This is a genomic window from Streptomyces griseus subsp. griseus (assembly GCF_000720255.1).
Lineage (GTDB): Bacteria > Actinomycetota > Actinomycetes > Streptomycetales > Streptomycetaceae > Streptomyces > Streptomyces griseus_I.
In genome coordinates this window covers 386,829-401,855 of record NZ_JOJE01000005.1, presented here as the reverse complement: position 1 = coordinate 401,855, position 15,027 = coordinate 386,829, and the positions used below count along the sequence as shown (strand labels likewise).

The 15,027-nt window shown below is 71.4% G+C and carries 9 protein-coding genes; 6 read left to right on the top strand and 3 right to left on the bottom strand.

All coding sequences use genetic code 11. The features are described from left to right. The first annotated feature begins 244 nt into the window (after nt 1–244). Together IG99_RS09950 and IG99_RS09945 are read left to right on the top strand one after the other, a co-directional pair. Nucleotides 245–1,072 carry an enoyl-CoA hydratase family protein gene (locus IG99_RS09950; RefSeq protein ID WP_037671961.1) on the top strand — a complete coding sequence of 276 codons (828 nt, stop codon included), beginning with the start codon at nt 245–247 and terminating at the stop codon, nt 1,070–1,072. Continuing rightward, on the top strand, nt 1,057–3,420 hold the full coding sequence (locus IG99_RS09945) for a bifunctional salicylyl-CoA 5-hydroxylase/oxidoreductase (protein WP_078947609.1): 2,364 nt from the start codon (nt 1,057–1,059) through the stop codon (nt 3,418–3,420). The genes IG99_RS09950 and IG99_RS09945 overlap by 16 nt, the downstream gene beginning before the upstream one ends. An 18-nt stretch (nt 3,421–3,438) precedes the next feature. Here the strand turns inward: IG99_RS09945 and IG99_RS09940 are convergent, their stop codons facing one another. Next, the gene (locus tag IG99_RS09940) at nt 3,439–4,251 is read right to left on the bottom strand and encodes a PaaX family transcriptional regulator (protein ID WP_037671960.1); all 813 of its coding nucleotides are present in this window, start codon (nt 4,249–4,251) and stop codon (nt 3,439–3,441) included. Nucleotides 4,252–4,276: 25 nt separating this feature from the next. Continuing rightward, nucleotides 4,277–5,953: an AMP-binding protein gene (locus tag IG99_RS09935; protein ID WP_199815488.1), complete on the bottom strand. Its 1,677-nt coding sequence runs from the start codon at nt 5,951–5,953 to the stop codon at nt 4,277–4,279. 63 nt (nt 5,954–6,016) lie between these two features. Here IG99_RS09935 and IG99_RS09930 point away from each other — a divergent pair, with 63 nt between their 5' ends. Continuing rightward, nucleotides 6,017–7,192, top strand: a complete 1,176-nt coding sequence (locus IG99_RS09930; protein WP_037671956.1) for an acyl-CoA dehydrogenase family protein — start codon at nt 6,017–6,019, stop codon at nt 7,190–7,192. Further along, nucleotides 7,189–7,590: a RidA family protein gene (locus IG99_RS09925; protein WP_037671954.1), complete on the top strand. Its 402-nt coding sequence runs from the start codon at nt 7,189–7,191 to the stop codon at nt 7,588–7,590. The genes IG99_RS09930 and IG99_RS09925 overlap by 4 nt, the downstream gene beginning before the upstream one ends. Nucleotides 7,591–7,624: 34 nt before the next feature. Here the strand turns inward: IG99_RS09925 and IG99_RS09920 are convergent, their stop codons facing one another. Then, on the bottom strand, nt 7,625–7,819 hold the full coding sequence (locus IG99_RS09920) for a DUF5999 family protein (protein WP_037671952.1): 195 nt from the start codon (nt 7,817–7,819) through the stop codon (nt 7,625–7,627). Nucleotides 7,820–8,070: 251 nt separating this feature from the next. On the opposite strand from IG99_RS09920, the gene IG99_RS09915 reads away from it, so the two are divergent. Together IG99_RS09915 and IG99_RS09910 are read left to right on the top strand one after the other, a co-directional pair. Beyond that, nucleotides 8,071–8,547 (top strand): DUF6299 family protein, encoded by a 477-nt coding sequence (locus IG99_RS09915; RefSeq protein ID WP_051865096.1) that lies wholly within the window; start codon nt 8,071–8,073, stop codon nt 8,545–8,547. A 1,031-nt stretch (nt 8,548–9,578) separates the two neighbouring features. Next, a complete protein-coding gene (locus tag IG99_RS09910) occupies nt 9,579–14,870 on the top strand; it encodes a sacsin N-terminal ATP-binding-like domain-containing protein (RefSeq protein ID WP_037671950.1) in 5,292 nt (1,763 codons plus the stop codon). Nucleotides 14,871–15,027: the final 157 nt, after the last annotated feature.

Here is a 15,027-nt window from a genome sequence, read left to right as displayed (position 1 = left end):
ACCGACTCGACGGGCGTCGTCCCGGGATTCTCGCCCCCGGTACCGGCGGCTTACCCACGCCGACGATCCGCCGCGCCCGGCTGCGCCCGCTGTTACCTCCCTGTCGACGATCTGACGGGGTTCGGCCACATCATCACAGGCGCTATCGCGCACTCCTGACGACAGTCACATATGGGTGATAACTTCATGGGGTAGAGCTCCGTGAGGCAGTGCCCGCGCCACCGTCCGAGGAGGCCGCCACGTCATGAGTCCCTTCGCCGGCTCAGCCCCCCGTACCTCCGACTGGCACCATCTGCGGGTCGAGCACGCCGACGGCGTCGCGACCGTCACCCTGGCCCGCCCCGAGAAGCTCAACGCGCTCACCTTCGGCGCCTACGCCGACCTGCGCGACCTGCTCGCCGAGCTGTCCCGCGAACGGTCGGTGCGCGCCCTGGTGCTGGCCGGCGAGGGGCGCGGCTTCTGTTCCGGCGGCGACGTCGACGAGATCATCGGCGCGACCCTGTCCCTCGACACCGCCGAGCTCCTCGACTTCAACCGGATGACCGGGCACGTCGTGCGGGCCGTACGGGAGTGCCCGTTCCCGGTGATCGCGGCCGTGCACGGGGTCGCGGCCGGGGCGGGGGCCGTCCTCGCCCTGGCCGCCGACTTCCGCGTCGCCGACCCCACCGCCCGCTTCGCCTTCCTCTTCACCCGCGTCGGCCTCTCCGGCGGCGACATGGGCGCGGCCTACCTCCTGCCCCGCGTGGTCGGCCTGGGCCACGCGACCCGGCTCCTCATGCTGGGCGAGCCGGTACGGGCCCCCGAGGCCGAGCGCATCGGCCTGATCAGCGAACTGACGGAGGAGGGTCAGGCCGACGAGGCCGCACACCGTCTGGCACGCCGCCTCGCGGACGGCCCCGCCCTGGCCTACGCCCAGACAAAGGCCCTCCTGACCGCCGAACAGGACATGCCCCTGGCAGCGGCGGTCGAACTCGACGCCGCGACCCAGGCCCTCCTGATGAACGGCGAGGACTACGCGGAGTTCCACGCGGCGTTCACCGAGAAGCGCCCTCCCAAATGGAGGGGACGGTGACTGCGCCCACCAGAGGGGCGCGGGGAACTGCGCGACCAGCCACGTCGAACCCGCAGTCGCCGGAGACGACCAGCCACCCCCACCGCATAGCGATCATCGGCGGCGGCCCCGGCGGCCTCTACACCGCCGCCCTCCTCAAACGCCTCGACCCCACCCGCGAGATCACCGTCTGGGAACGCAACCCCCCTGACACCACCTTCGGCTTCGGGGTGGTCCTCTCCGACGAAACCCTCGGCGGCATCGAACACGCCGACCCAGTCGTCTACCAGGCACTCCAAAACGACTTCGTCCGCTGGGACGACATCCACATCACCCACCGCAACACCCGCCACACCTCCGGAGGACACCGCTTCGCGGCCCTCGGCAGGCAGCGCCTCCTGGAGATCCTCCACACCCGCTGCCGCTCCCTCGGCGTCGACCTGCGCTTCTCCACGGAGGCGCCCTACCCGGCCTGGCTGGCGGAGACGTACGACCTCGTCATCGCCGCGGACGGCGTCCACAGCTCCACTCGCGAAGCCTTCGCCGACGTCTTCAAGCCCCAGATCAGTCCCCACCGCTGCCGCTACATCTGGCTCGCCGCCGACTTCGCCTTCGACGCCTTCCGCTTCGAGATCGCCGAGACCGAGCACGGCGTGATGCAGTTGCACGGCTACCCCTACTCGGCCGACGCCTCCACAGTGATCGTGGAGATGCGCGAGGAGGTGTGGCGCGCGGCCGGCTTCGACGCCATGGACGAGCGCGAGTCCGTCGAGCGCTGCGCCAAGATCTTCACCGACGCCCTCGGCGGTCGCCCCCTGAAGTCCAACAACTCCGCGTGGACCACCTTCCGCACGGTCGTCAACGAACGCTGGTCGCACGGCAACGTCGTCCTCCTCGGCGACGCCGCCCACACCGCCCACTTCTCCATCGGCTCCGGCACCAAACTCGCCGTCGAGGACGCCCTCGCGCTGGCCGCCTGCCTGAAGGAACAGCCCACCCTGGCCGAGGCGTTGACGGCCTACGAGGCGGAACGCAAACCGGTCGTCGCCTCCACCCAACGCGCCGCCCGCGCCAGCCTGGAGTGGTTCGAGAACGTCGGCCTCTACCTGCGCCAGCCGCCCCGCCAGTTCGCTTTCAACCTGCTCACCCGCAGCCGCCGCGTCACCCACGACAACCTCCGGCTGCGCGACGCCCGCTTCACCACCGCCGTGGAGCGCTCCTTCGGCTGCCCGCCCGGCACACCCCCGATGTTCACCCCGTTCCGGCTGCGCGGACTGACCCTGCGCAACCGGGTCGTCGTCTCGCCCATGGACATGTACTCCGCCACCGACGGTGTCCCCGGCGACTTCCACCTCGTGCACCTCGGCGCCCGCGCGCTCGGCGGCGCCGGTCTGGTGATGACCGAGATGGTGTGCGTGAGCGAGCAGGGCCGCATCACCCCCGGCTGCGCCGGCCTCTACACCGGGCGTCAGGCCGAGGCGTGGCGGCGGATCATCCGCTTCGTGCACGCCCAGGCTCCGGGTACCGCGATCGGCGTGCAGCTCGGCCACTCCGGCCGCAAGGGCTCGACGAAGCCGATGTGGGAGGGCATCGACGAGCCGCTCGTCGAGGGCAACTGGCCGCTGGTGGCGGCCTCCCCGCTGCCGTACAAGCCGGGCAGTCAGATCCCCCGCCAACTTCCCCGGGCCCAACTCACCGATATGCGCGAGCAGTTCACATCTGCCGCCTGGCGGGCGGCGCGGGCCGGGTTCGATCTGCTCGAACTGCACTGCGCTCATGGCTATTTGCTGTCCGGATTCCTTTCCCCGCTGACCAACCTGCGCACCGACGCCTACGGCGGCACGCTGGAGAAACGGCTGCGCTTCCCGCTGGAGGTCTTCGACTCCGTACGCGCGGTGTGGCCCGAGGAGCGCCCGCTGACCGTGCGCGTCTCCGCCACCGACTGGGCCGAGGGCGGCACCACCGCCGACGAGGCCGTCGCGATCGCCCGCGCCTTCGCCGCGCACGGCGCCGACGCGATCGACGTGTCGAGCGGGCAGGTGGTGGCGGAGGAACGGCCGGAGTACGGGCGGTCGTACCAGGCGCCGTTCGCCGACCGTATCCGCCACGAGGCCGGCGTCCCGGTGATCGCGGTCGGCGCGATCTCCTCCTGGGACGACGTCAACTCCCTGATCCTGGCCGGGCGTACGGATCTGTGCGCGCTCGCCCGTCCCCACCTCTACGACCCGCACTGGACCCTGCACGCGGCCGCCGAGCAGGGCTACGAGGGGCCGGGCGTCGTCTGGCCGGCGCCGTACCGGGCGGGCAGCAGACGTCCGCAGACCGGGCGGACGGACGCCCCCAAACCTCGTCTGCAACTGGGGAGTTGATGGCTGGGCCGGCCCAGGTCACCCCTCCACGAACACCGCGCCCGCGTCCCTGAGCCGTTCGTGCAGCGCCAGGAACACGGTGGCCGAACGCACGCCCGGCCAGTTCGCGGGGAGCAGCCGGGCGGGCAGGCCGGGGTCGGCGTAGGGGAGGTGGCGCCAGGTGTCCAGGGCGAGGAGGTAGTCGTGGTACGCCTCCTCGGGCGGGGTGTCCGGCCGCCGCTCCCAGGCGTGCAGCACGGGCGCGTGGCGGTCGAGGAACGCCTCGTGCTCCTTGGCGATCGCCGCCAGGTCCCACCAGCGGGCGACCGCCTCGGCGGTCGGCGCGAAGCCCAGGTGCTCGCCGCGGAACAGGTCGACGTACGGGTCGAGGCTCAGCCGCCGGAGCGTGTGACGCGTCTCCTCGTACAGCCGCGCCGGGGCGATCCACACGCCGGGCGCCGCCGTGCCGAAGCCGAGTCCGGCCAGACGCGAGCGCAGCACGTGCCGCTTCTGCCGCTCCGACTCCGGTACCGAGAACACCGCCAGCACCCAGCCCTCGTCCTCCGACGGGGCGGTGGCGTAGATGCGCCGGTCCCCGTCGTCGAGCATCTGCCGCGCCTCCTGGGACAGTTCGTACCCGGCGGCGCCCCGCGCGGTGCGGGCCGGCAGCAGCAGACCGCGCCGTTTCAGCCGGGACACCGAGGAGCGTACGGAGGGCGCGTCCACGCCGACCGCCGCGAGCAGCCGGATCAGCTCGGCGACCGGCACCGGGCCGGGCATGAAGCGGCCGTACGCGCCGTAGAGCGTGACGATCAGAGACCGTGGAGCATGCTGGTCGGACACGTTGATCATCTTAAGTCGTCGACATCACCGCTGGTCACCTTCGGTCCGTGGAGGGGACCGAAGGAGTCTCTCCGGTCCGCAGACGGAAGCGCTGGAGCTTCCCGGTCGCCGTGCGCGGCAGCGCGTCCAGGAAGACGATCTCGCGCGGGCACTTGTACGGCGCCAGCTCACCCTTGACGAAGGCCCGCAGCGCCTCCGTGTCCCGGGCCGCGCCCTCCCGCAGGACGGCGAACGCCACCACCGCGTGCCCGCGTGCCTCGTCGGGCCGCCCGACCACCGCCGCCTCGATCACGTCCGGATGACGCAGCAGCGCCTCCTCGACCTCGGGTCCGGCGATGTTGTATCCGGCGGAGATGATCATGTCGTCGGCGCGGGCGACGTAGCGGAAGTAGCCGTCTTCCTCGCGGACGTAGGTGTCGCCGGTGATGTTCCAGCCGCCGCGCACGTACTCGCCCTGGCGGGGGTCGGCGAGATAGCGGCACCCGACCGGCCCGCGCACGGCGAGCAGCCCCGGCTCGCCGTCCGGCCGCTCCCGCCCCTCCTCGTCGACCACGCGCGCGTGCCACCCCGGTACGGGCACCCCGGTCGTGCCGGGTCTGATGTGCTCGTCGGCGGCGGAGATGAAGATGTGCAGCAGCTCGGTGGCCCCGATGCCGTTGATGATCCGCACCCCGGTCCGCTCCCGCCAGGCCCGCCAGGTGGCGGCGGGCAGGTTCTCGCCGGCCGAGACACAGCGCCGCAGGGACGACACGTCGTGCGCGTCGAGCTGGTCGAGCATCGCCCGGTAGGCGGTGGGGGCGGTGAACAGCACGGAGACGCGGTGCGCGGCGACCGCGGGCAGCAACTGCCGCGGCCCCGCCTCTTCGAGCAGCAGCGCACTGGCGCCGGCCCGCAGCGGGAAGACGACCAGCCCGCCGAGTCCGAAGGTGAAGCCGAGCGGGGGACTGCCCGCGAACACGTCGTCGGGGCGCGGCCGCAGCACGTGCCGCGAGAAGGTGTCCGCTGTCGCCAGCACGTCCCGGTGGAAGTGCACGCACCCCTTCGGACGCCCGGTGGTCCCCGAAGTGAACGCGATCAGCGCCACGTCGTCGGCGGCGGTGTCCACGGCCGGGTACGGCGTCCCGGGCGCCGGACGCTTCAGCAGGTCGTCCGGGGCGTCACCGCCGTACGGCGTGATCCGCAGACCGGGTATCTCCGCCTTGGCGAGGTCGTCGACGGCCCGGATGTCGCACAGCGCGTGCCGCACCCGCGCGATCTCGCACATCGTGGTCAGCTCCTGCGGGCGCTGCTGGGCCAGTACGGTGACGGCCACCGCGCCCGCCTTCAGCACCGCCAGCCAGCAGGTGGCCAGCCAGGGGGAGGTGGGGCCGCGCAGCAGCACCCGGTTGCCGGGTACGACGCCCAGGTCCGCGGTGAGGACGTGCGCGAGCCGGTCGACGCGGGCACGCAGCTGCCCGTACGTCCAGGTCGTGGCGGCGGTGCGGAAGGCCACCCGCTCGGGGTCGGTCTGCTGGTCGAGCAACTCGGCGGCGCAGTTGAGGCGTTCGGGGTAGCGCAGCTCCGGCAGGTCGAAGCGGAGCTCGGGCCACTGCTCGGGTGGCGGGAGGTGGTCGCGCGCGAAGGTGTCGACGTGGGCCGAGACATTCATGGCGGTTCGCCCCCTGTGTGGTGGTGGGCTCGCGCAAGGAGCGTATCGCGTTGGTGACGACAGTCAACGGGGCGCGATAAGGTCGAGGGGTGGCCGTCGTACGGCTGCGGGGAGAGAGGACCGGCGATGCCCGCATTCTCGCTCGAACCGGAACGGATCGCCTGGGGCGCGCGGCTGCGCGCGCTGGCGGCGGAACGGCTGCGCCCGCTCGCGGAGAAGGGGGAGCCCGGCCGCGTCAACCGCGCGCTCGCCGCCGAACTCGGCCGCCTCGGCCTGCTGTCCCGCGTCTTCACCTCGGGCGCCGTCGACCTCTGTCTGATGCGCGAGTCCCTCGCGCACGCCTGCACCGAGGCCGAGACCGCCCTCGCCCTCCAGGGCCTCGGCGCCCACCCCGTCCATGCCCATGGCACCCCGGCCCAGCGCGAACGCTGGCTCCCCCGCGTCCACGACGGCACCGCCGTGGCCGCGTTCGCCCTGAGCGAGCCGGGGGCGGGCTCGGACGCGGCCGCGCTGGGCCTGCGGGCGGAGCGGGCGGACAGCTCGGACCGCCACAGCACATCCACCCTCGCCGAACCCGACGGGCAACGGCGTTGGCGGTTGAGCGGGGAGAAGCGCTGGATCTCCAACGCCCCCGAGGCGGACTTCTACACCGTCTTCGCGCGCACCACCCCCGGTGTCGGCGCCCGGGGTGTCACCGCCTTCCTGGTCCCCGCCGACCGCCCCGGCCTCACCGGAACCAGCCTCGACATGCTCTCCCCGCACCCGATCGGCGCCCTGGACTTCGACGCCGTGCCGGTCACGACGGACGACGTGCTGGGCGAGGTCGACCGTGGCTTCCGGGTCGCCATGGGGACCCTCAACCTCTTCCGGCCCAGCGTCGGCGCCTTCGCCGTCGGCATGGCACAGGCGGCCCTGGACGCGACCCTCGCCCACACCGCCCGGCGCGACGCCTTCGACGGCAAGCTGCGGGACCTCCAGACGGTCGCCCACCAGGTCGCCGAGATGGCCCTGCGGACGGAGGCGGCCCGGCTGATGGTGTACGCGGCGGCCACGGCGTACGACACGGGCGCCCCGGACGTGCCCCGGCGCGCCGCGATGGCGAAGCTCCTCGCCACCGAGACCGCGCAGTACGTCGTCGACACGGCCGTGCAGCTCCACGGCGCGCGGGCGCTGCACCGCGGCCACCTCCTGGAGCACCTGTACCGGGAGGTACGGGCGCCCCGCATCTACGAGGGGGCGAGCGAGGTGCAGCGGGGCATCATCGCGAAGGAGCTGTACAAGGAGTGGGAGGCCGCCCTGTGACCGCCGAACGGGTCAACCCACCGGAGCTGTCGCCGCCCACCGGCTTCTCCCACGCGGTCGTCGCCACCGGCTCCCGTGTGGTCTTCCTGGCCGGCCAGACCGCGCTCGACGGCGACGGCAAGGTGGTCGGGGAGACACTGCCGGAGCAGTTCGAACGGGCCCTCATCAACCTGCTGACCGCACTGACGGCGGCCGGTGGCACGGCGTCCGACCTGGCCCGGGTCACCGTCTACACCACGGACGTCGCCGCGTACCGCGCCCACGCCCCTCGACTGGGCGGTATCTGGCGGAGGCTGGCGGGTCGGGACTACCCGGCGATGGCGGTCGTCGGGATCGTGCGCCTGTGGGACGAGCAGGCGCTCGTCGAGCTGGACGGTTTCGCGGTGCTGGGGGAGTGACCGACCGCTGCCGGTGTACTCCCCGCACCGTGACTCAAGCCGCGGCGGCCAGCTGCTCGCCCGGCGCCCGGTGCGGTGCGACGACGCGGCCGTCGGGCAGCAGCTCACCGGTGTCGTCGAAGGCGATGGTGCCGTCGCACAGCAGGCTCCACCCCTGCTCGGGGTGGCCGGCGACGACGTGCGGCGCGTGGGTGTCGGCCGAGGGGCACGAAGGCTGGTGAGAACACATGGCGTACCTCCACGTCGGGGAAGGCCGTAGATGTCCGTATCCCTGTGAACGAACCCTGAGCGATCCCTGTGAACAGACCATCCCCCCTTCGCGAAGCCCCCGGAACGGCCGGGCGCCAAGCGTGACAACACCCGGACAACTCCCGGACGGTTCGACGACGCCCGTGGCGGACTCGCCACCGAAAGAGTGATGATCACACAAGTCGGCGAACCCACCAGGTACCAGTGGAACCCCCACCCAGGAGGTCTCCCATGCCTTTGCGCTCGCTGCACTCGCCGCACCCCACACGCCCCGTAAGCCGCGCCCTCGCCACGGCGGCCGGTGCGGCCCTGCTCCTGCTGACCGCCCCGGTCTCCGCCGCCACCGCGGCCCCGGCCCCGGACGAGACCGCGACACTGACCGTCGCCCCGATCGCCACCATCGCCTCCGACGGCACCGTCACCCTGTCCGGCACCTACCGCTGCCTCCCCGGCACGGGACCGGTCTTCATCAGTTCCTCCGTGTCCCAGGGCTCCTCGGACGTCCGCTTCGGAATCGGCGGCAGCCGCGCGGTGTGCGACGGCGCGAAACACACCTGGCAGAACACCGGCCGCCTCGAACCCGACACCCTGGAGCCCGGCCCGGCCCGAGTCGAGGCCACCGTGCTGGAACTCCACCCGCTGGGAGGCCTCCCGCTGCCCATCCTGCATGCGGTACGGGAGCAGCGCATCACGCTGACGGCGGCCTGACGCACATGTGCCGCCGCACCCCCGGCCGGGAGGTGCGGCGGCATCACCCTGCCCGGACCGGACCTCCTGCCGGGGGCAGGGGCCCCTGTTCACCCGGCTGCGCCCGGCACAACGCGGGCGGCCGTCGGGGGTGCCGAGGTGGTCAGCTCACCGATAAACCCGACGATCTCACCGCTGCGTGTGGCCAGCTTCGACTGTGGTCGGCGCCCCAAGCGGCGGGTGCGACGGTATCGGCGGCTCAGATGTCCCGGAAGAGACCAGCGAACGCGGTGACCTGCCGCGATGAGTGACCTGCGGTCGCTGACCTGCGCGAATGGCCTTTCGGCTGTTTCACGCTCGTACCCGTTGGTGTCGCCGGAAGTCCCAGAAAAGTCCCAGGGGACTCCGATTGCCCGTAGGCGCTCTCTCGGCTGGCGCAGGGTGTACGGGCGCGGTGTGGACTGATGTTCGTGCATCGGTGGTCCGCCCTGGATGAACGGCAACGCGCGCTCCTCGAACGGGCCGCGCCCAGTGAGGATGACGCGGCCGCGGAGCCGGGTGGTTGGCGGTCGGCTTATGCTCCACTCGACCGTGGGCTCGGGCGGCAGGTGCCCTGGCGGGAGCGTGCGAGGTCACCAGGCCGACCGCTTCTGCCCTCGGCATGGCCGTCATCCCGACGACCCGACGTTTGCGGGCAGTGGCGACCAGGCGGTGTCCCGCCGACACTGTGCCTTCGGCGGCAGGCGCCGGGTGGCGCGATTCCACAGGACGTCGGAGGCGCATTCCGATGCCTCACAGCGAACGGCCTGTGTCCGCTGCAGCCGGTCGCAGGAGCCGCACGCTGAGGGAAGGCGTTCGCCTGCGGTCGGTGGCCTCGGCGAGGGCGATGAAGCAGCGCGCTTGAATGCGAGTGGAGCAGCGAGAGCGGCCGGGTAGCTGTGTGCAACTCGATGCGGAATTCACCAGGAATCATGCCCCCGCATTCGGTTGGATGTCACTGCCAGGAGGCTTCTGGCAGGCGCAGGGCTGTGCACGAACGAGGGGGAACAGCCATGACATCGAAGCGGGATGCCGAGGGGTGCGATGGATTCCGGTCGGCCGTACTCGACCTGACCCGGCGGCGAGTCGAGATCTACAGGGACGCGGGCGAAACATGGCGGTTCGCCGAGAGCCTGAAGTCCGTGAGCGAGGACACCGCCCAGGAGTACGAGGGCCGCACGATCCTCGAACTGGTCCAGAACGGCCACGACGCACTCGGTCAGGCGGACCCGGGAAGGATCGCTGTCTTGGCGGTAATCCGGGAGGACGGCGGCGTTCTCTACGTCGCCAACGAGGGGACGGTGTTCGCCGAGGAGAACTTCCGCGCCATCACTGAGCTGGCTCTGTCGAGCAAGGCGGCCGGTGAGGGCATCGGAAACAAGGGCCTCGGCTTCCGCAGTGTGCTGCAAGTGACGGACTGGCCGGAGATCTACTCGAAGTCCTCCTCCGACTCCCAGGTATTCGACGGCTACTGCTTCCGCTTCGCCAGACCGGAGGATGTGCGTTCCCTGGTGGAAGACCCGGCGCTCGCCACCCGGGTGATCGAGGACATCTCCCCGCTGGCGCTGCCGGTACCGGCCGACGTCACCGATCCCCTCCTCAAGGAACTCGCCGAGGACGGGTACTCCACGGTCGTACGGCTGCCGTTGCGCGACCAGCACGCCTGGGGACTCGCCGTGGCACAGACGGAGGACGTGGTGAACGGTGAGGCGCCGCTCCTGCTCTTCCTCGACCGGGTGGCCGAACTCCTCGTCGAGGTGCGCGACGGCTCCGACACTGTCTTCCGGCAGGTTCTCTCGCGTACCGAGCGCACATCGGACCTGGTCACCGCGGGCGAGGACGACTGGGTACGGGAGGTCGACCTCGCCGAGGCGGGCCGCTACCTGCTGGCGCGTCGCACCCTCGCTCCCGAGGCCCTGGGCGGAGCGATCAGCCGCAGCGTTCAGGCGCGTGAGATCGACGCCGCATGGGAGAACTGGGACGCCGAGGCATCGGTGGCGGTCGCGCTGCGCCTCGACGTACCGCTCCCCAACGGCCGCATGTACACCTTCCTGCCGATGGCCGAGGGCGTCCACGCCCCGTTCCCTGGCCATGCCCATGCACCGTTCTTCACCAAGCTGGCTCGCCTCGACATCAGCGAGACGGTCGCCCTGAACGCTTTCCTCCTCGACCAACTCGCCCTGCTGACGGTGGAACTGAGCAGGCGCATTCGTTCGGAGACCCCGCACCTTCTCGCCGCGGACCTGGTGCTTGACCTCATGTGCTGGGACGTACCGGACCGGTTGGACGCGGCCCTTGACGGGAGGCTCGCCGCTGAACCGATCGTGCCCCTGCACGGCAGGGAGAGGTGGGGCTCGTTGCAGGACTCCTACGGATGGCCCGACGGCAAGCGCTCCTGGCGCGTACTCACCACCGAGGCACTCACGGCGGCCGGAGCCGACCTGCTGACCCCGTCTGTCGGCCCTGTCCGCCACGCGCGTCTGGACAAGCTGTGCAGAGCCGTCATCTCCAGGCCCTTCCGTCCGCCGGCGCTCCTGGCCGCTGGGTGGGCAGAAGCCGTGGCCCGGTCTCTGCTCGGCGGTACGGAACCGGAAGGGCAGGTATGGGCGGACTTCTACAGCGACCTGTCCCATGCGTTCGCCCGGGACCAAGGGGTGCTGCGAGGCCGACGCATCATCCTCGACCAGGACATGCGGCTGAGAAGCGCCCTCGGCGGCCGGACCGATGCCGGCAGGCAGGACGCGACCGTCTTCTTCCACCCCGAGCCCGACGACATGGCGGACGGTGAGACCGCCACCCGGGTCCCGGGTGATCTCAAGGCACTCCGGCGCCGTATCTCCTTCACCCACCCGGCGATCGCCTGGGACGGCGTTGGGCGCGGGTTCCTCGAGCGCAACGAACTGGTGCGCCCGTACCAACTCGACCGGGTCTTCGACGCACTGGAAGACCTGCTCTGCGGCCACCCCTCGGAGGCGCTCGGCCGCGACGCCCTCACCTTCGCGTTCCGGCAGTACCCGCTGCTCACCCAGGCCCAGCGCCGACGGCTGGCCCGTATTCCCTTCCGGCTGCCACTGGCCGACACCGGCCGGTGGGGCAGAGCCGCACGCTGCTCCTTCTCACCCGCATGGGGCACCGAGGGAGCGCGGCGGCTGGAGCGGTTCCTCGCCGAGGGAGGATCCGGGATCCCGGCCCTGGCCGCGCAGCGGGACCAGTGGATCAGCGGACCCGACGACTGGCCCGCGCCGGTACGGGACCGGGCGGCCTACACCGAGTTCCTGCAATCCCTCGGTGTGTGCGACGGCCTGCGGCCGGAAACCGTCGGGGAGCGACTGGGAGCCCGCCAGGGACACGAACTGCGCCTCACGGGACTGGCCACGGGCTTCGGGCTGGGGGACGCGCTCACCGATGCCTGGTGCGCCGATGTCAGGAGCGACTGGACCCGATTCCAGCACCCCTACACGCCCTACGAGTTCACACACCCGCCTGCCCACCTGGCGGGAGCGACCGAAGTGGCCGGGCTCGGCCCTGCCGCCCGGCGCGAGTTCGCCGAGCTGTTGATGCACGGGCTGCGTACCTGGGGCGAGGAGGTCTTCACCGTCACCGTGCACAGGCCCACCTACTCCTTCAAGGACGCGCACACCTGGCCCACTCCTCTGGCCTCCTACCTCCGCGGCATGGCCTGGCTGCCCGTGGAGGAGCCGGATGGTCCCTCCTTCGTCGCACCCCGGCGGGCCTGGTTCAGTACCGACGGGGAACTCCCGGCCTTCGTCCCTGCGCTCCCCCTGTCGACGCGCCGCATGCTCACCGACAGGAATGTCGTCGAGCGGATGCTCCGGCTCGGCCTGCGCAGGTGGGAAGATCCGCTGCACGCAGGGGCGGCGGTGAGTCAGCTCGCTGACGTGCTAGACAAGGGCGAGGTGCCCGAGTACCTCAGCGTGTCCTTCAAACGGCACTACGAACGGGCCTGGTCGAACATCGTACGGACGGGCCAGTGGCCCTGGGCGCCGAGCGAAGAGGTCCGCCTGGTGGTCAGCCGCACCCACGTGCTCGGCACCTTCACCCCGTCGGCCGACGAAGCAGACGAAGCACCAGTCATCGTCTGCGACGAGGCGGATCCCCTGAAGGAGGCGCTCATCGAGCCGGCGGGGCATCCCGTCCTCGTCGCCCCGGCGGAGTCCGGTGACGCCGTCGTCCGCCTGGCAGAGGCGAACGGGCTGAGGGTACAGCGCACGTCGACCACGAACGTGCAGGTACGTCATCGCGACGGCGCCCCCATCACGCCGTCGAGTCAGGCGGCGGTGTTCATCCGGGAACGGGAGTGGCTGGTCACCGTGGTCGCCCTCGCCATGGAACTCAAGTCCGGGGCATTCGTGCGCCGCAGCGAGCGCGGTGTCCGGGCCGCGCTCGAACGGCTCCGCGGCCTGCGCGTCGTACACGCCGAAGACGTGGAGATCACCGTCTCCGGGACGCCGGCCGAACCGCCGTCGTCGACGCGCGCCCTGCCGTTGCCGGACGACGAGTACCCCACGGTGGTCGTCTGGAGAAGCGACGAGGGGTGGGACGAACTGCAGGCGGCGACACCTGCCGTCGCACAACTGCTGGGCAGGCCGTGGTTGCAGGACGCGCTGGAACTGGTCCTCGTCAAACTCGAGCGGAGCTTCGGCGGCAGCAGCCCGACGCTCGTCGACGACGGCGTCCTCGCCGCCGCACTGGACACGACCCAGGCCAGGGTCGCCGAGATCCGGCGCAACCTCACGGGTGACGTGCAGGACACGGTGAGACTGCTCCGCCCCGTGCTGGCGTGCCTGGCTGCCGACGCCTGGAACGAGGAGGCCGCCCGCCTTCTCGGTCGTGCGGCCGGCGAACGGGAACTCGTCGGGATCATCGACCGGCTCGCGCCCGGTCTGCCGCTGCCGTCGGCGGAGCTGGTCGCCCTGGCCCGCTCCTGCACGAGGCCGGCGGAGCTCAGGGACGAACTGGGACTCGACTTGCAGCAGTTCAACACCGCACTGGTCGCCCTCGGGTACTCCCCGGAGTACTACCCGGACCGCCACGAACAGGCCTTCGGCGACTTCGTACGCGCTCGCTTCGGAATCCTTCTGGACCGGCTCCGCGAGCGATACGCCGTCGCCGCGCAGCAGGATGAGGACATCTCCGGCTACGCCGCGGCCCGCGGTCTCCACGACCTCCAGCCGGACCCGGACTGGCTTCCCCGGTTCATCACCCCGCCGGAGGAGGCGATGCGCGACAGGGCGCGGGAATGGCTCCGATCGCACGGAGCTGACGACGACCTCGAGCGGCCCACCGAACTCGAGCCCCTCGACCGGCTCCGGGCACGCAACACGGCCGCACTGGACGCGCTCGTGCCGGTGCTGCCCCCACTGGTGACCGCCTGGTGCCGCCGTCACGGCATCCAGGTGCCTGCGGGGTGGCACGGGGCGGTGCTGATGGAATGCAGGAGTTACATCGACGGTACCGGGCTGGGTGACCTGCTGCCGCTGAGCGAGAGCCATCTGCTCGACGCGGTGGGACGAGCCGTGGGGTGGCCCGCCGGGATGCCGCACGCCGCGGACCCAGCGGCGCTGGGCCTCACCGACAAGGATCTCGCGCAGACGGAGGCACGGGCCCGGGATTCCGGTGTCTCCACGATCGTCGCTCCACGCACGATCACCATCGGGGACGCCGAGGTCAGGGTCGGAAGCGACCAGCTCTCCACCATCGCGGACATCGCATCGAGAACCATCGACGAGGCTTTCCTCGCCCAGTCGGGCAGGGTGCGCCTGGACACCGTGGTCGACGTGCCCCGGCCACGCAGCGGGGGCGGATCCTCCGTCAAGCCGCGCATCGTCGTCGCGAAGGCGAAGCGGACTACCGAGGACCAGCGGTCCGCCATCGGTCTCGTCGGGGAGGTGGCCGCGCGCGCCTGGCTCCAGCGCCACTACCCCGATGTGCGGTGGACCTCGGGCTATGCGGCCGTCGTCAACGGAGACGACGAGGCGTCCGATTCCCTGGGCTACGACTTCGAGGTCACCTGGCGTGACACCACCCGGCTGTACGAGGTGAAGGCACTCAGCGACCCGTGTGCCGAGCGGGTGGAGTTCGAACTCGGACCGTCCGAGGTGGAAGCGGCCCGCCGCCACGCCCGGGGCAACCGCTACCGCATCCTGTTGATCACCTCTGCCCTCGTCCCGGAGCAGCGCCGCGTCTTCGACCTGCCGAACCCGTTCTCGGCCCAGGGGCGTGACCGCTTCAGGATGGTCAGCCGGGGGGTGCGCTATCAGTGCTCGCCGTTGGGGAGGGGGTAGCGCGCGGACGGCACCGGAAAGGCTCAACCGGCCGACGAACGACCAGGCGAAGCTGCCGTCTCCACGCATCCCGATGCCGGAGCTCGGTGACGGCGGCTCACAGCCCGCCCTGCAAGCATGTGACGCTGCGTCAAGTGATGTTGACGGCGCAAGATTC

Excerpts from the sequence above, each read along its gene's own strand:
- IG99_RS09940 (WP_037671960.1), bottom strand. The coding sequence starts at position 4,251 with ATGATCAACGTGTCCGACCAGCATGCTCCACGGTCTCTGATCGTCACG.
- IG99_RS09930 (WP_037671956.1), top strand. The coding sequence starts at position 6,017 with ATGCCCGCATTCTCGCTCGAACCGGAACGGATCGCCTGGGGCGCGCGG.
- IG99_RS09945 (WP_078947609.1), top strand. The coding sequence starts at position 1,057 with ATGGAGGGGACGGTGACTGCGCCCACCAGAGGGGCGCGGGGAACTGCG.
- IG99_RS09950 (WP_037671961.1), top strand. The coding sequence starts at position 245 with ATGAGTCCCTTCGCCGGCTCAGCCCCCCGTACCTCCGACTGGCACCAT.
- IG99_RS09910 (WP_037671950.1), top strand. The coding sequence starts at position 9,579 with ATGACATCGAAGCGGGATGCCGAGGGGTGCGATGGATTCCGGTCGGCC.
- IG99_RS09920 (WP_037671952.1), bottom strand. The coding sequence starts at position 7,819 with ATGTGTTCTCACCAGCCTTCGTGCCCCTCGGCCGACACCCACGCGCCG.
- IG99_RS09915 (WP_051865096.1), top strand. The coding sequence starts at position 8,071 with ATGCCTTTGCGCTCGCTGCACTCGCCGCACCCCACACGCCCCGTAAGC.